Consider the following 16,386-nt stretch of genomic DNA (forward strand, 5'->3'; position numbering starts at 1 on the left):
AATTCAGGCCTCTGCTTCCTCTTCGCCAACCGCATCTGCGTCGGCGTCTTCTTCTGCTTCCAAATCGGCGGGGTCAACCCAACCAAGTTGAATACGTGCTGTCATGACGAGGTTTTGTGCTTCTTCGAGAGAAACATCGAACTTTTCGAGCAAACCATCGTCTTTTACGCGTTGACCATCAACAGTGGTCCAGCCACCAGCCAATTCCCAGTCAGCACATGTCGCAAAGTCATCAAGCGTTTTAACGCCATCTTCGGCCAATGCTTCGATCATTTGCGGTGTCAGACCTTCAAAGCTCATCAAGCTGTCTTCGACGCCCAACTCAACCGCACGCTCAAGTGCTTTGCGGTTTTGTGCTTCTAGGTAATCACGTGCGCGCGCCTGAAGTTCGCTTGCTGTTGCTTCATCGACACCTTCGATAACCAGCAATTCGTCAACTTCGACGTATGCCACCTCTTCGAGAGAGGTAAAGCCTTCGGACACCAAGAGCTGAGCAAAGAATTCATCAAGATCAAGCGTATCAACAAACAGTTTAGTGCGTGTTGCGAATTCAGCCTGACGACGTGCAGATTCTTCTGCTTCAGTCATGATGTCGATATCAAGTCCGGTCAACTGTGACGCAAGGCGCACGTTCTGACCACGGCGACCAATCGCAAGGCTTAGCTGTTCATCAGGGACAACAACTTCGATGCGTTCTGCTTCTTCGTCCAAAACAACTTTGGTCACTTCAGCAGGCTGCAACGCATTCACAAGGAATGTTGGCTGATCTTCATTCCAAGGAATGATGTCGATTTTTTCGCCCTGAAGCTCATTCACAACGGCCTGAACACGGCTACCGCGCATACCAACACAGGCACCAACAGGATCGATGGAGTTGTCGTTGGAAATCACTGCGATCTTAGCGCGTGAACCAGGGTCACGTGCGACAGCTTTGATGTTGATAATGCCATCATAGATTTCAGGCACTTCCATCTTAAACAATTCCGCCATGAACTGCGGGTCAGTCCGGCTTAGAAAGATCTGTGGGCCACGCACTTCGCGACGTACATCTTTGATGTAAACGCGAATACGGTCGTTCGGGCGATAGCTTTCGCGGCCGATTTTATCATTGCGACGCAACACAGCTTCGCCGCGGCCAACGTCAACGATAACATTGCCATATTCTTCGCGTTTCACGAGACCATTGATAATGGTGCCAGCGCGATCTTTGAATTCTTCGTACTGGCGATCACGCTCTGCTTCGCGAACTTTTTGCAAGATCACCTGTTTCGCTGATTGCGCCGCGATACGGCCCATTTCAACTGGCGGAACTTCGTCAGACAATTCATCGCCAACCGCAGGGTCAGAGGTGTATTGCTTGGCTTGCTCAACGGTCAGTTCAGCTTGGTAATTTTCCAGCAGATCATCTTCGACAACTGTGCGCACACGGGTAAAGGTCGCTTTGCCGGTTTTGCGGTCGATTGACACGCGAATATCCATCTCAGAGCCGTAGCGAGATTTCGCAGCGCGGGCGAGGCTTTCTTCCATCGCCTGAACAACCAGTTCAGGGTCGATCATCTTTTCACGTGCGACGGCCTCAGCAGTTTGTAGAAGCTCAAGCTGGTTTGCAGAAGTAATTGCCATATTACTCTTCCTCGGAAGTGTCGGTTTGAATTTCGTCGAATTGGTCGTCATCAATGATGCCTGACGCTTTGCGCGCCCGTAGCATTTCTGCAATCAATTCATCGCTCAGAACGAGCTTCGCATCGGTCAGCCAATCAAATTTCAGGCCGATAGTCCCCTGATCAATCGTGATCAGAACTTCGTCTTCTTCGGTGCCCGCGAGCACCCCTTTGAAACGGCGCTGACCATCAATCAGATCGGCGGTTTCGAGTTTGGCTTCATAGCCATTCCACATGTCAAAATCTTTGAGACGCGTCAAAGGCCGATCAATACCCGGCGATGACACCTCAAGCGCATAATTGTCTGCGATCGGGTCTTCGACATCCATGATTGCGGAAACTTCGTTCGAAATCTTAGCGCAATCATCAACTTCGATCCCACCGTCGGGACGTTCAGCCATAACCTGCAAAATCGTCGTTTTGCCGCTAAGCATACGCACGCGCACCAATTCAAACCCTAGGCCTTCGACCACGGGTTCGATGATTTCTTTCACTCTGCGATCAATCGCAGCTTTCGCGATGAGGTCAGCCATGTGTTCCTTCGCACTTTTGTTTGCTCTATGCCATTTCTCGCGTCAGGCGCGATCTAAAAGCACAAAAAAACGGGCGCGCGGCCCGTCGATATTTCCCGGTGGAAGCTTGACCCGAAGACCAAACCGCCGCTGTTAATGGGGGATATAGGGGAAAAAACCTGAGTCTGCAAGGGGATTAAAGCAGGTTATCCTCCGCCCCTCTGCGGGCCTCTTCACCAAGGCGTTTCAAACGCAGAAAATCAATCTTCGCTGCGCCAACCTTCATCTCGATGTGTTCCGTCACAATAAGGCTTATTTCCCGACCTACCACATCGACACAGCACGTATTTATCAGCTGAACCGCCTTCGCCAGATAGAGGCGCATCAATCGCCGCCCCCGTCACCCAATACGGGCCATTTGGTTCGACCTCTACCGTTGTCCGTTCAGCGATACGGTGTTCTGCCCCTGCAAAAGCCAACGCGCCAGATGGACAGGCCGCAACAACAGCTTCGACTTCTGCTTTGGTGCCATTGTCCGGTTGTATCCACGGCTTTTGCGCCGGATCAAAAACATGGCTAGCTAAACGACCACATTCCGCAGCATGCGAACACAATAATGGATTATACGTCACCGTTACCTCGGCACCTTCATAGGCGATCAACCTATCACGACCTGCCGGTTTTCCACCCGATGACAAAAACCCAATGTCTTTATGAGTTCCGTCACAGAAAGGCTTAGATTTACTCGCCCCGCAACGGCACAATGCCATAACAGGTTTTACGAGCGTCACATCCCCATCCGCGCCTTTCATCGACGCGCAGTGTTTTAAGATAAGTGGCCCGTTTTCGCGTAGTTCAAAGATTGGCTTGTCATCTGACATGGCTCATCCTCCCTATTCATAGGAAGTGTCTGCCAAGCCTCTTCGCAAAGCAAGCCCCGTTAAAGCGCAAGCTCTGTTCGCATATCCGCAAAGTCTTCCATCACCGTCAGAAGTTCTGACATGATCCCCGCTTCAGAAAGCGCGTGCCCCGCCTGCCCGATCAATCTCAGGTCCGACTTTGGCCAAGCTTTCGAAAGCCGGTACGCCGAGCTCGGCGGGCAAATCATATCAAACCGGCCCTGCACGATGACACCTGGAATATGCGCAATCCGATCCGCGTTTTTTATGATCCAATCGTCGCACTCTAAAAACGCACCGTTGATAAAATAGTGGCTCTCCAGCTTCGCAAAGGACAGTGCATAATCAGATGGCGTCGGCCCAACCCGGCCATTGCTGCTAATCGCCGCGAGCGCATTTTCCCAAACGGTCCACGCACGGGCATATTTAACCTCTTCGCCATAACTGCCTGAGTGAATATGGCCATGATAGTTTTTGATCACCTCACCGCGCTCTTCCATCGGCAAAAGCCCTACGAACTCATCCCATAAATCTGGCCAGAACGCCGATACGCCGCCCTCGTAAAACCAATCCAGTTCAGCTTTCGTAGCCAAGAACACTCCGCGCAAAGCCAATGCAGCAGCGCGGTCTGGGTGCGAAATGGCATATATCAACGAAAGCGTTGCACCCCAACTGCCGCCAAAGACAATCCAGCGTTCAATTTCAAAAGCCTCGCGAATACGCTCAATATCCGCGACCAAATCCCAAGTTGTATTGCTCTCGACGCTTCCACTCGGTTTTGAACGCCCACAACCACGTTGATCGAACAAAACGATCCGGTAAATTTTTGGATCAAAAAACCGACGCATAAAGGGGCTGGTGCCGCCACCGGGTCCGCCGTGCAAAACAATAACCGGAATGCCATCGCGCGCACCGCATTGTTCCACGTAGATCTGATGCCCATCGCCAACATCCATCATCCGCCGATCAAATGGTTCAATCGGTGGGAAAAGATGAAATGATGCGCCTTTTTGCCGTGCGGACCTGTCCATGAATACCCTATATACTATGTGACGGGCCCCCTAAGCGCCGCCATTACATATATGGAGTATAGAATGCCTAGCGCAGATGCCAGAGCCGAAAACACAATTGATCCCGCTGAAGTTGCAAAATTTGAAGCGATGGCAGCAGAATGGTGGGACACAAACGGCAAGTTTAAACCGCTACATCTAATGAACCCTTGTCGGTTGGATTACATTACCCGGCAAATCGCTGCTGAGTTTGACCGTGATCTGGATGACGCAGCCCCATTTGCCGGTTTGCGTGTTCTCGATATCGGGTGTGGCGGCGGGCTACTTTCTGAACCGATGGCACGGCTGGGCGCAGACGTTGTCGGGGCGGATGCTGCCCCTGCCAATATCCCTGTCGCGCGCCTTCACGCTGAGCAATCCGGCCTTACCATCGATTATCGCAATTGTGCGGCTGAATCTTTGATTGACGACGGCGAGCAATTTGACGTGATCCTGAATATGGAAGTCATCGAACATGTTGCTGATCCGCAGGCCTTTTTGAACGCCTGCAATCAATTACTGAAATCAGGCGGACTGATGCTGTGTTCAACGATCAACCGCAATCCAAAAAGCTTTATGATGGCGATTGTTGGGGCGGAATACGTGATGCGCTGGTTACCCAAAGGCACCCACGAATGGCATAAATTCATCACCCCTGACGAATTGTTCAACCTGATCAAAACCGCCTCACTGACCCCAGTTGATCGCAAGGGTTTTGTATTTAATCCTATCTCTTGGGCGTGGTCTATTTCAGACCGAGATTTGTCCGTGAACTACGTTACCGCAAGCACAAAGCCTTAAACGTCATCCAATCGGTGCCGAAGTTCGCGTAAAACCGGTAGGGCTGCGCGTACTTTGTCGCTGCCAATTTTCTTTACAACGTCGCTGATCACTGGCGAAATGGATTGAATGGCAGCGTCGCACGCCTTGCGCCCCGCCGGGCTGATTGCCACGAATTTGCGGCGTGCATCATCCCAATCAGGGCGGATATGAATATGCCCAGCCCATTCAAGCTTTGACAACGTGTTGGTCATTGCCCCACGGGTCACGTGAAACGCAGCCGCCAATTGTGCTGGTGATTTTTCATCATTGCTATGGGCCAAATGATTGAGCACCGAGAAATGGCTTAACTCCATCCCCTTTGGCAGTACTTTCGACAGACGAGACCGGGCAAGCTGATCCGCCATCAGAATTTCTGAGAATAACGCAACTGCTAAAGTGTCTTCTGACTCGGGCATACGGGACCTGCAAAGGGGCGATCATGGGCGATCGACGGTATCATTCGCCGGCACTTATCCACCTCTTTCAGATCAAAATCAACGAGTGTAACGCCTGGCTCCACCCCACCATCGGCTAAAATTTCCCCCCAAGGCGACACAACAAGCGAATGCCCGTATGTTTTGCGCAAAGGCCCCGATTGCGCCGAATGGGTACCACATTGCGCAGGCGCGATCACGAAACACCCTGTTTCTATGGCCCGCGCACGCAACAAGACATGCCAATGTGCTGCCCCCGAAACCGGGGAAAATGCTGCCGGAATTGTCAAGATTTTTGCCCCTGCATGGGCCAGTGCCCGATGCAAATGCGCAAATCGCAAATCATAGCAGATGCTCATTCCGACGGGTGCAAAATCAGTTTCCACAACAACGGCCTGATCCCCAGGGCGATATCCCGATGATTCGCGAAAGGATTCAGTTTCATCGATATCCACATCAAACATATGGATTTTATCATAGCGTGCTTTGATCTCCCCTTCTGGGGAAATCATGAACGATCGATTTGCAAAACGCCCATCGACATCGTTGGTTTTCAAACCGAGTGAACCAATCAAAACCCAAACGCCCAATGCTTTGGCTTCAGCGCAAATAGCAGTGAGCGTCGGATCGTCTTCTTCAAAATGAAGGACTTCTTGCTGGTGTTTACGCGATAGAGAGACACAATTTGTCACCTCGGGTGTGAGAATAAACTCTGCACCACGTGCCGCTACATCTCGCATATATGTCAGTATTTGCGGGATATTTGCCTCCGGCGTGTCACCGGAGGTCAACTGCAATAGTCCTACACGCATTTCTATTATGCCAACATCAGATCAAGCGCGCCTTGACGCTCAAGCGCGTGCAGTTCATCGCAACCGCCAATGTGTTCTTTCCCAATGAAAATTTGCGGAACAGACGTCACACCTTGCGAACGCTTAACCATTTCTTGCTTTTTGTTTGGGTTACGCAACACGTCAACTTCGTTGAATTTTACGCCTTTGGCTTTCAACAAACGTTTTGCAGCATGGCAGTAGCCACACAATGGAGATGTATAAATTTCAACGGTTTTCATAGTGGTGCCTTATCACGAGTTTTTTTGAACTATAGGCATTTAAGCGTCCTTAGCAACGCGTGCCAGTGTAAGCACAGAAACGTGAGCAGCCCCCGCAACAAAACATGCCTCGGCGCAAGCGGCCAGCGTCGCACCAGATGTCATAACATCATCCACCAACAGCACGGGACGACCGGCTATTCTGTGACGTCGTTTCGGGGTATGAGTTATCGCGCCCTGAAGTAAGGCAAACCGCGCATCGCGACCCTCGCCTTCCAGTGATTTCGTGCCTATGCGCCTCGTTAATAAATCGGGGCAATACGAAATCCCCAAATGCCCTGCAACGCCCCGCCCTAGCAAAGCAGCCTGATTATAGCGTCGCTTTAACAATCGCGTCCAATGTAACGGAACAGGTGCAATCAACATATTTGGCACCAATACTGGCGTTGCGACGCGCGCCATCCATTCGCTGGCCGGGCGCGCCAATTCCGTATGGTCACCGTGTTTCAATCCCAAAACAATTTTTCGGGCATTGTCTTTGTAAACGAGCGCCGCGCGGCCGTTCGACCAAGGCCGCTGTGTTTGGATGCATTCATCACAATGAGCAACCAATGCTTCATCCTCCCCCGGCAGCGGGGCACCGCAGGTGTCGCAGACTGTTCCTGCGATAAATGGTGTATCACGCCAACATTTTCCACACAGACCAAAATCTTGATCAACCAATCCACCGCAAGAAATACAGCGTGGTGGAAAAATCACTTTGAGGGCGCTTTGCATTGTCGTTCCATCCTTCTAAAGTGCCCGCGATTCAAAGGAAGCTAGATGCAACACCCCACCCAGCTGTTCGATCGCGCCGCTGTTCTGCAAAAACGATCCCGTGTGAAAAACCGGGCCGATCTGTTTTTGCAGGATGATACCGCTGATGAAATTCAGGAAAGACTAACTGAGGTTAACAGAACGTTTACAGACGTAGCGATTGTGACCCCTTTCCCAGAAATCTGGGCGGATCGTTTTCCATACGCAACAATCATTGCAGACGATGATTTACTCGCCTTACCTTTGGGTCAGTTTGATTTGGTGATCCACGCCATGGCTCTTCATTGGGCAAACGATCCAGTAGGCCAGATTATTCAATGCCACAGAGCATTAAAGTCCGATGGTCTATTTATTGCGGCGCTTTTTGGCGGGCAAACGCTTTCAGAATTAAGGGCCGCCCTGTCCGAAGCGGAAATCGCTGTGATGGGTGGCCTTTCACCGCGTATCGCCCCTATGGGGGAATTGCGTGATCTTGGCGCATTGTTGCAACGCGGTGGTTTGGCATTGCCAGTCGCGGACTCAGCCGTGAAAACAGTTACCTATCAAAGTGCGCTTCATCTTATGCGAGATCTGCGCGCGATGGGCGAAACGAACACATTGTCCGACAGGCTACGCAAACCAACAAACCGTAAGGTTTTTGCCAAAACCAACGAAATCTACCACAGCGCCTTTGGCCAAACAGATGGTCGCATTCCAGCGACTTTTGAAGTCGTATATCTTACCGGTTGGGCCCCAGACGAAAGTCAACAAAAGCCAATGCGGCCTGGATCGGCCGCCCAACGCTTAGCCGATGCACTTGGAACAGACGAAACAAAGCTTTCGGATTTCACGATCCCGAGAAAGGACAAATCATGACCAATATTTTACCCTCGGATCATCCAAAGCTTCCAACTCGGAAAATTGGTGTTCTAATCGCAAATCTAGGCACACCGGACGGATACGACTATTGGTCCATGCGTCGGTATCTGGGCGAATTTTTATCGGATCAGCGTGTCATTGATTATCCCGCTTGGAAATGGCAACCACTGCTACAACTCGTTATTTTATCCAAACGGCCCTTTAGCTCTGGCGCGGCTTACAAAAGTATTTGGAACGAAGAAGCCGGCGAAAGCCCCCTTATGACCATTACAAAAAGCCAAACTGAAGCCTTGCGTGAACAATTGCGGGCCACGCTGGGCGATCACGTCGTCGTCGATTTTTGTATGCGGTACGGCAACCCGTCCACCCAGTCCAAAGTCGATCAGATGATCAAAGACGGTTGCGATAAAATACTCTTTTTCCCGCTGTATCCTCAATACGCTGGTGCGACGACGGCAACAGCAAACGACAGCTTTTTTGCAGCGCTGAAATCTGCGCCTTGGCAACCAGCCGTACGCACTGTTCCCGCGTATTTTGATAATTCAAACTATGTTGATGCGCTCGCGCAATCCGTTGAACGTGCCTATGCAAATATGGACGTGCGCCCTGATCACCTCATTGCCTCATATCACGGCATGCCAAAACGCTATTTGATGCAGGGCGATCCCTATCATTGCCAATGCCAAAAAACTTCGCGCCTGCTGAAAGAACGCCTAGGTTGGGAAGATGGGCACATCGTCACCACCTTCCAATCCAAGTTTGGTCCTGAAGAATGGCTTCAACCCTACACAGTTGAAGAAGTAGCGCGACTGGCAAAAAGCGGCAAAAAGAACATCGCCGTTATTGCACCCGCTTTCTCAGCGGATTGCATTGAAACCCTCGAAGAAATTAATGAGGAAATTAAGGAAAGCTTTGAAGAAGCGGGCGGCGAAACCTTTACTTATATCCCGTGCCTCAATGATGACGCTGTACATATTCAGGCTTTGGCATCCATTGTTCAGGATAACCTGTCCGGATGGATTAAATAAATCCATTGCAAATAAAAAAGGCACCGGAAAATCCGATGCCTTTTTAAATAAGTTGTGCGCGCTATTAGGAAGCAGCAGCAGCCAACATTACGAGCAGTAGAAGTGGAACAACGATGCCACCAGAAGAAGAAGAAGTTTGTACTTCTTCGATGATGACAGGTGCTTCCATTACTGGTGCTTCATAAGAACCAGCGAAAGCTGAAGTTGCGGCTACTGAAACTGCGGCAGCGAGAGCGATTTTTTTCATAGTATTCTCCAGAATTTGTCAACGTCACACCATAGGCGACATATGACACCCAAGACTGTAATTTGTATCTTCGTATAATCAGCAGAATAAGTAAATTGCAAACATATCTTACCTCAGAAACCGTGTAGAAGCTGCAAATGTCGTCAAATTAGCAACACTTGCGCCCCCACGCCCACCAATGAGAACAATTCTGAAATGTCTTCGTTATATAGGCCGATGCAACCGTTAGAGGAGCGACGACCAATTTTACGCGTATCGTGTGTGCCGTGAATACGGTAGTAAGTCCACCCCAAATAGAGGGCATGCGTCCCTAAAGGATTGTTTGGTCCAGGAGGGACGAACTCAGGCCACTCCGGATTGCGAATGCGCATAGATGGCGTCGGGCTCCAGCTTGGCCCTTCGACTTTGCGGATAACAGAGGTACGCCCGCGGCGTGTCAGATCCTCAGACAGGGGGACCGACGTCGGGTACAATTTATAAACTGTTCCGCCTGCATTCCAGTAATGTAACGCACGCGAAGTTATATCGACCAAAATCGCACCGCTATTTAAGTTGTCAAAATACGGCTGCCAGCGCAGCGTCCGAAAACTCGATATATTGCGGCGAACCGTATCTGACGCACTTGTTTCGAATTCAGTGGTGCTGCCCGTAGACTGCGCCAAGGCAGGAGACGCAATCAGACTTGCTGCTGCAACTGAGCTACCTAAAAACCCGCGTCGTGAGATAAATTTGGTTTTATCATTTTTCATGTCACCAACTCCTTAGATCATTGGTTCGAACTATCGGGCGATATTATTGCGAGAATGACGCAGTCGCAAATCAAACAAGCATAGAATCGCCGTTTCCGCGCACTGTGGGTTTGAATCGCAACGCTTGAGTCGTTAGAGGAAGGTTAAAGAAATTTAGGAATTGGGTGTCAAATGGCGCGTTTTATTGGTTTGATGCTTATCTTGGTGGCTGGATTAGCTGCTTGCACAACTACTTCGACTGTTTTGGGGCCAGATGGCCAACCTTTGCAACGTGCGTATCGCATCACCAATGCGGACCGTGTTCAGATTCGCATGCTTGATTCTATTAATTCGCTGCGGTTTGCAGCTGGCCTTCAAGGTGTAAGCCTAAACAGCCAACTGAACGCGGCGGCCGCCACCCATTCGTTAGATATGTCTGTTCAAAACCGTCCTTGGCACTTTGGTTCTGATGGGTCATCCCCAATTGATCGCGTTGTGCGCACCGGATATCAGGGCCGCCTGTTGGGTGAAAACATCTCTGAAACATACGAAACAGAGCTTGAAACACTCGCCGCTTGGATGGAATTGCAAGACACGCGCGGCGTAATTTTAGACGCCGAAGCCGTGGATATGGGCTTTTCTTGGCATCAGGAATCCAACGGAAAAATCTGGTGGACCTTAATCTTGGCGGCGCCAGCACAACAATTTGCGCTGGCGAACTGATCTAAGCTTTGATTGAAATCGGTGTACCGGTTTCGACCATCGTATAAATTTCTTCCATTTCTTCATTTGTGACCGCAATGCACCCTGCGGTCCAATCGCCACTGCGTCGCCCAAATGGCCGACTTGCACCATGGATGAAAATGTCCCCACCAGGAGGTTGGCCAAGCGCCGCTGCTTCGGCGCGATCCTGTTCGTTCGGATATGAAATCCCCAACGACAAATGGAACATGCTTTCGGGGTTGCGACGGTCGATGTGATACTCACCTTCAGGTGTGCGCCCATCACCTTGCACCTGTTTGTCACCAGCTGGGGCAAAGCCAAGTGCAACATTGTAACGACGCAAAACACGCCGATTATTAAACAGTACCAACCTGCGGGCACTTTTATCTATTGAAATACGCGTAACTTCTGGGCCGCCATACTGTCGTCTGCCTGAACCACAGGCCCCCAAAAGTAACAACGCGCCCGTTCCTTTTAGAAACGATGCTCTGTCCATTTTCGCCTCATACGTCTTTGTTGTATCGTTTTTTCTTTTACACATACCCGAAAACGAAAAATAAATACAGACCGTACGTAGCTCCAATTATCAATGACTCGTGAACATGGCTAACTCCCGCCAGTTCAGATGCTTAAGCCGCGCGTTTCGGCCGAGGTTTCGTAAACGATGCAACCAATTCAACGTGCGGTGACCAACGGAATTGATCAACAACAGTGATTGACCCCAAACTATACCCGGCCCCAACCAACAACCGTGCATCACGGGCAAACGTCACAGGGTTACACGATACCATCGCGATCACCGGAACATCCGATTTTGCCAGCTCTTTTATCTGGGCTTCCGCCCCGGCGCGTGGCGGGTCAATAATCACGGCGTCTACAAACTTAAATTCATCCGGCATCAAAGGGCGGCGAAACAAATCGCGAGTTTCTGTTGTGACCCGTTTTAGGCCCTTGGCCTGCCGCCAACCCGTGTCAAGCGCGGACAACATATTGCCTTCACTTTCAACGGCGTGAACCTCTGCTGTTTCGGCGGCTGGCAGGCTGAATGTGCCACTTCCAGCAAACAGATCAACAACCTTTTTTGCACCATCCAAAGCGTCCAACACTGGGGCTAGCAACGCCTGTTCACCTTCGCGGGTTGCCTGCAAAAATGCCCCCGGCGGTGGGGCGACAGAAGCCTTACCAAACATCTGGTAGGCCGGTGCACGACCTGCGATGAGTTCATCTTCCCACGTTAGACGCGATAACCCGGCTTTGCCTGCCAATTGGGCCAATTCCATCCGTAATGGCGTATCCGCTGGCTTTACATCACGTACCAAGACATCGACACCATTCAATGTTTGAGCAATCGTAAAGCTGGCTTCGCCTTTGCGTGAAGCACCCAGAACGGTCATTTCCTGAAGAACAGGTATAATGTCCATCAAATCGGGATGCAGCAAAGTACAGTTAGGGACTTCGATCACGGTTCCAGAGGCGCGACCATGAAACCCAACAATCGCACCTTTTTTGGTCCGCTTCCCTGACAAAGAGGCACGGCGGCGCGATCGTGGCGGGGATGTTTTAATACATGCGGCCTTAGCCTCTACACCCTGCGCTATGAGTGCAGTATCAACGACACCCTGCTTCCAGTCTTCGACAAAAGCATCCGACGCATGCTGAAGAGAACATCCACCGCAACTTTTTGCGTGCGAACAGGGTGGTTTTACCCGGTCAGCAGAGGGCGTGATGATCTTGGGTGCGATCATACGATCCCCAACGACATCACCTTCGACCTCTTCACCGGGCAAAGCGCCAGTCACAAAAATTGGGCCCGCTGCAATAGCGTCCCCTTGGTGGCCTAGGCGTTCAATTGTCGTTTTCATGCTTCAACCGTCTCTTCGATCCCGATAAAGCCGCCTGATTGCCTGCTCCAGTACCGAGCGTAAAGCCCCCCATTTGCCAAAAGCGCCGAATGTGTACCGATTTCTGCGATTTTCCCGTCTTCTAACACCACAATTCGGTCCATTCGGGCAATTGTCGAAAGTCTATGCGCAATCGCCAAGACCGTTTTTCCATCCATAACACGTTCAAGCGCCGTCTGAATGGCCGCCTCAACTTCGCTATCCAGTGCGCTGGTGGCTTCGTCCAGAACAAGAATAGGTGCGTCTTTTAAGATCGCGCGGGCCAAGGCAATACGCTGACGTTGCCCCCCGGACAATTTCACGCCGCGTTCGCCCAGAAACGCATCATATCCGCAGTTGCCTTTGTGGTCCTCCAACCCCTCGATGAACCCATGCGCCTCCGCGCGTTTGGCAGCCTCGATCACCTCATCTTTCGTCGCATCAGGCCGCCCATAGAGAATATTATCCATGGCAGAGCGGTTAAACATCGCGGTTTCCTGCGTGACCATTCCGATTTGTTGACGCAGGCTTTCTTGGGTCACGTCCCGTACATTTTGTCCGTCAATCAAAACGCCACCTTGCTCCGTGTCATACAACCGCAATAGCAACGAAACGAGCGTCGATTTACCCGCCCCTGATGCGCCAACAATCCCGATTTTTTCGCCACCCTGAATGGTTAAATTTAACTCGGTTACACCACCGGTAGCGCGCCCATAGGCAAAACTCGCTGCATCGAACTGCACGACGCCCTTTGTCACATTAAGAGCGCTGGCATTTTGCGCATCAACCAAATCATGGGCAGGTGTTAGGGTTTCCATTCCATTTTCGACTTCGCCAATGTTGGCATAAACTGCCATCAATACAAAACTGACCCAGCCCGTCATTTGCGCAATACGAATAGCCACCGCGCTTGTCGCAGCAATGTCACCTGCCGACGCCATACCATAACTCCAGAGCCATAACGCCCCGCCAACAAGTATGACAGGTAATGCACCAGCCGTCGCCATCAGCGAAAACCGAAATGCTGTCGCCAACCCTCCAAAGGCAACCGCAGTGTCACGCCAACGGTCCATTGCATCCAAAGCAGCACGATCTTCGTGTTTGTGATGGGCGAACAATTTTACAGTTTTGATGTTTGTAACCGTATCAACAATTTGCCCGGTCAGGTTGGCTTGCGCCCCTGCGCGTTGCGCTGAGCGCACACGAATGCGCGGCATGAACCAACGGATCAAACTAAGGTAGCCCACCATCCAAATCGCCAAAACCAATGCAATACGCCAATCAATGGCCGTTAACAAAAGCGCGGACCCAACAAGTGTCGCCAGCGCGAAGGCCACAACGTTGATACATTCTGTCACAACATCCGTCACTGCACGCGCCGTTTGCATCTGCTTTTGTGCAATCCGCCCAGCAAAGTCATTGTCAAAAAAACTAACATCATGGCCCAGTGTATATCTATTCAACCTCGATAGAACCAACGGGCGAATGTTTGGCCCAACAGCCAAAGATTGCATTGCTGCCGAAACGCCAAACATTGTCGGCCGCAAAATAAGGAAAAACCCAGCGATACCCAGCAGCATAGGAATATGGGTGCTTACAAAATCCGTGCCTTGATCAACAACTCCATCAATCACCAATCCAATTAAAAGCGCGGTCATAACTTCGGTCACACCCGCCCCAGCTGAAATAACCCCAGCCAGAACCAGCATCGGCATTGCCCCCTTTAGGCACCATCCCATAAATGCAGCCAGAGTGCGCGGCGGGGCCCCAGTTGCAGGTTCAAAGGCGTTAATCAGTGATGATATTTTCATTCTTCACCTTCTTCGGTTCCGATAAAGCCACCAGATTGCCGCGACCAGAAACTGGCATAGAGGCCACCATTTGCGAGCAATGTCTCGTGATTTCCGTCTTCGATAATTTGCCCGCCATCCAGCACTAAAATGCGATCCATCTGCGCAATGGTCGACAAACGGTGTGCAATTGCAATCACGGTTTTACCTTCCATCATGCCATAAAGCGTTTCCTGAATAGCCGCCTCAACCTCGCTGTCCAAAGCGCTTGTTGCTTCGTCCAACAGCAAAATTGGCGCGTCCTTTAGGATCACCCGCGCAAGCGCTACCCGCTGGCGTTGCCCACCAGAAAGCTTCACGCCACGTTCACCCACTTGGGCATCGTATCCAGTACGACCTTCAGGATCTTCAAGTGTAAGGATAAATTCGTGAGCCTCTGCACGTTTGGCCGCCTCAATCATCATATCTTCGGTCGCTTCGGGTCGACCATACAATATGTTGTCACGCACAGATCGATGCAAAAGCGAACTGTCCTGTTGCACCATGCCAATATGGGCACGCAGGCTATCTTGGGTCACGCTGCGAACATCCGTATTATCCAGCAAAACCTGACCACGATCGGGGTCATAAAACCGCAACAGCAATTTGACCAATGTGGTTTTTCCCGCGCCTGATCGCCCAATCAAACCTATCTTTTGGCCCGCGGCAATGGACAGGTTGACATCCGATAGGCCACCGCTTTCGCGTCCGTAATGGTGCGATAAATCGCGTAATTCAATCGCACCACGTTTCAACGCCAAATTTCCGGCGTCTTTTTCGTCAACCAATCTTATCGGCTGTGCGATGGTTTCCATGCCTTCCGCAATAACCCCAAGGTTTCGGAAAAAGCTGGACAAGGCCCACATGATCCAGCCGGTCATTGCATTCAATCGCAATGTCAAAGCAGATGCAGCTGCAACAACGCCAACAGACGCCAGATCATTCGCCCAAAGCAATACACCCCATCCGACGACGCCAACGATCAAAAATCCATTGATCGTGACCAAGGCCACATCCATTTTGGTGAAAATACGCATTTCAGCCTGAAAGGTACGACGTGATTCTTCAATTGCGTCGCGCGCATATTCGATTTCGCTGTCGTTCTGTGAAAACAGTTTAACCGAATGAATGTTGGCATAGCTGTCAACAACACGCCCCGTCACCTTTGACCGCGCATCTGATGCTGCTTTTGAAGCTACTCCAACCCGGCGCATCGTCCAACGCACCAACAGCGCATAAAGTACAAACCAAATGACCAAGGGTACAGCGAGCCTCGGGTCGGAATCCGCCAATACAATTGCCGCACCAATCAAATACGCAAGCGAAAACGTCATCGCATCAAAGACCTGAAACACCGCTTCGCCAACGGCCGGTGGGGTTTGCATGATCCGGTTGGCAATTCGCCCGGCAAAATCGTTTTCAAACCACCCAACAGATTGACGCAGAACATGTTTATGCGCGCGCCACCGGATCATTGTGCCGATGTTGGGCAAAATGGCATTGTTCAGCAGCGCAACATCAATCACCTGTAACAGGGGCCGGAAAACCAACAGGAAAACCGCCACCAAAGACAATTCCAATCCGTATTCAGCAATAAATTCCGCCGGATTGGTTTCCGTCAATATGTCCACGACACGGCCCATATAATAAATGAGCCCAATCTCAACGGCAGCCACAATCAGCGACATAATACCAGTAACCCAGAACACGCGCTTAAACGGGCGAACGTATTCTTTTAAAAATGGCCAGAGCTTGGTCGGTGGCGTATCGAGTTCATCGTATGGTTGATAAGGATCAACAAGACCTTCAAAAAACTTCAGCACGAGAGGTGCCTTTCAAATAAAGAAGC

Annotated in this window: 17 protein-coding genes and 1 pseudogene; 4 read left to right on the forward strand and 14 right to left on the reverse strand. The window is 50.9% G+C overall.

Going from position 1 to position 16,386, the window contains the following annotated elements:
* Window positions 1–3 precede the first annotated feature (3 nt).
* The 4 genes and pseudogenes from nusA to pip all read right to left on the reverse strand — a co-directional run bounded on the left by nusA (window position 4) and on the right by pip (window position 4,103).
* Window positions 4–1,623, reverse strand: a complete 1,620-nt coding sequence (gene nusA, locus G9C99_RS11765) for a transcription termination factor NusA (RefSeq protein WP_166417708.1) — start codon at window positions 1,621–1,623, stop codon at window positions 4–6.
* A 1-nt stretch (window position 1,624) separates the two neighbouring features.
* Window positions 1,625–2,197: pseudogene (gene rimP, locus G9C99_RS11770) on the reverse strand (ribosome maturation factor RimP); the annotation flags it as partial.
* Between the two features lie 236 nt (window positions 2,198–2,433).
* Window positions 2,434–3,054 (reverse strand): CDGSH iron-sulfur domain-containing protein, encoded by a 621-nt coding sequence (locus G9C99_RS11775; RefSeq protein ID WP_166417710.1) that lies wholly within the window; start codon window positions 3,052–3,054, stop codon window positions 2,434–2,436.
* 59 nt (window positions 3,055–3,113) lie between these two features.
* Window positions 3,114–4,103 (reverse strand): prolyl aminopeptidase, encoded by a 990-nt coding sequence (gene pip, locus G9C99_RS11780; protein ID WP_166417711.1) that lies wholly within the window; start codon window positions 4,101–4,103, stop codon window positions 3,114–3,116.
* A 63-nt stretch (window positions 4,104–4,166) separates the two neighbouring features.
* Between pip and ubiG the strand changes: the two genes are divergently transcribed.
* A complete protein-coding gene (gene ubiG, locus G9C99_RS11785) occupies window positions 4,167–4,922 on the forward strand; it encodes a bifunctional 2-polyprenyl-6-hydroxyphenol methylase/3-demethylubiquinol 3-O-methyltransferase UbiG (RefSeq protein ID WP_231704056.1) in 756 nt (251 codons plus the stop codon).
* Here ubiG and G9C99_RS11790 read toward each other — a convergent pair.
* Genes G9C99_RS11790 through G9C99_RS11805 form a run of 4 tightly spaced genes read right to left on the reverse strand, consistent with a single transcriptional unit; the run spans window position 4,919 to window position 7,205 of the window.
* Window positions 4,919–5,359, reverse strand: coding sequence for a MarR family winged helix-turn-helix transcriptional regulator (locus G9C99_RS11790; protein ID WP_166417713.1), 441 nt, complete (start codon window positions 5,357–5,359; stop codon window positions 4,919–4,921). The genes ubiG and G9C99_RS11790 overlap by 4 nt on opposite strands.
* Window positions 5,335–6,189 (reverse strand): carbon-nitrogen hydrolase family protein, encoded by an 855-nt coding sequence (locus tag G9C99_RS11795; RefSeq protein ID WP_166417714.1) that lies wholly within the window; start codon window positions 6,187–6,189, stop codon window positions 5,335–5,337. The genes G9C99_RS11790 and G9C99_RS11795 overlap by 25 nt, the downstream gene beginning before the upstream one ends.
* A gap of 5 nt (window positions 6,190–6,194) precedes the next feature.
* Window positions 6,195–6,449, reverse strand: coding sequence for a glutaredoxin 3 (grxC, locus tag G9C99_RS11800; protein ID WP_166417715.1), 255 nt, complete (start codon window positions 6,447–6,449; stop codon window positions 6,195–6,197).
* Between the two features lie 39 nt (window positions 6,450–6,488).
* The gene (locus tag G9C99_RS11805) at window positions 6,489–7,205 is read right to left on the reverse strand and encodes a ComF family protein (RefSeq protein ID WP_166417716.1); all 717 of its coding nucleotides are present in this window, start codon (window positions 7,203–7,205) and stop codon (window positions 6,489–6,491) included.
* Between the two features lie 45 nt (window positions 7,206–7,250).
* Here G9C99_RS11805 and G9C99_RS11810 point away from each other — a divergent pair, with 45 nt between their 5' ends.
* Together G9C99_RS11810 and hemH are read left to right on the forward strand one after the other, a co-directional pair.
* On the forward strand, window positions 7,251–8,099 hold the full coding sequence (locus tag G9C99_RS11810; RefSeq protein WP_166417717.1) for a methyltransferase domain-containing protein: 849 nt from the start codon (window positions 7,251–7,253) through the stop codon (window positions 8,097–8,099).
* Window positions 8,096–9,130, forward strand: coding sequence for a ferrochelatase (gene hemH, locus G9C99_RS11815; protein WP_166417718.1), 1,035 nt, complete (start codon window positions 8,096–8,098; stop codon window positions 9,128–9,130). Before G9C99_RS11810 ends, hemH begins: the two co-directional genes overlap by 4 nt.
* 64 nt (window positions 9,131–9,194) lie before the next feature.
* Here the strand turns inward: hemH and G9C99_RS11820 are convergent, their stop codons facing one another.
* Window positions 9,195–9,377, reverse strand: coding sequence for a hypothetical protein (locus G9C99_RS11820; protein ID WP_166417719.1), 183 nt, complete (start codon window positions 9,375–9,377; stop codon window positions 9,195–9,197).
* Between the two features lie 143 nt (window positions 9,378–9,520).
* On the reverse strand, window positions 9,521–10,126 hold the full coding sequence (locus tag G9C99_RS11825; protein ID WP_166417720.1) for a L,D-transpeptidase: 606 nt from the start codon (window positions 10,124–10,126) through the stop codon (window positions 9,521–9,523).
* 171 nt (window positions 10,127–10,297) lie between these two features.
* Between G9C99_RS11825 and dalA the strand changes: the two genes are divergently transcribed.
* Window positions 10,298–10,828, forward strand: a complete 531-nt coding sequence (gene dalA / locus G9C99_RS11830; protein WP_166417721.1) for a divisome-associated lipoprotein DalA — start codon at window positions 10,298–10,300, stop codon at window positions 10,826–10,828.
* Window position 10,829: 1 nt separating this feature from the next.
* On the opposite strand, the gene G9C99_RS11835 is transcribed toward dalA, so the two are convergent.
* The 4 genes from G9C99_RS11835 to G9C99_RS11850 form a co-directional block, all read right to left on the reverse strand.
* A complete protein-coding gene (locus G9C99_RS11835; protein ID WP_166417722.1) occupies window positions 10,830–11,324 on the reverse strand; it encodes a L,D-transpeptidase family protein in 495 nt (164 codons plus the stop codon).
* Window positions 11,325–11,457: 133 nt separating this feature from the next.
* Window positions 11,458–12,690, reverse strand: a complete 1,233-nt coding sequence (locus G9C99_RS11840; RefSeq protein ID WP_166417723.1) for a class I SAM-dependent RNA methyltransferase — start codon at window positions 12,688–12,690, stop codon at window positions 11,458–11,460.
* On the reverse strand, window positions 12,687–14,519 hold the full coding sequence (locus G9C99_RS11845; protein ID WP_166417724.1) for an ABC transporter ATP-binding protein: 1,833 nt from the start codon (window positions 14,517–14,519) through the stop codon (window positions 12,687–12,689). Before G9C99_RS11845 ends, G9C99_RS11840 begins: the two co-directional genes overlap by 4 nt.
* Complete coding sequence (locus G9C99_RS11850) at window positions 14,516–16,360, reverse strand: ABC transporter ATP-binding protein (protein WP_166417725.1); 1,845 nt, start codon at window positions 16,358–16,360, stop codon at window positions 14,516–14,518. Before G9C99_RS11850 ends, G9C99_RS11845 begins: the two co-directional genes overlap by 4 nt.
* Window positions 16,361–16,386 lie beyond the last annotated feature (26 nt).

Source organism: Cochlodiniinecator piscidefendens, from assembly GCF_011326755.1.
GTDB lineage: Bacteria > Pseudomonadota > Alphaproteobacteria > Rhodobacterales > Rhodobacteraceae > Cochlodiniinecator > Cochlodiniinecator piscidefendens.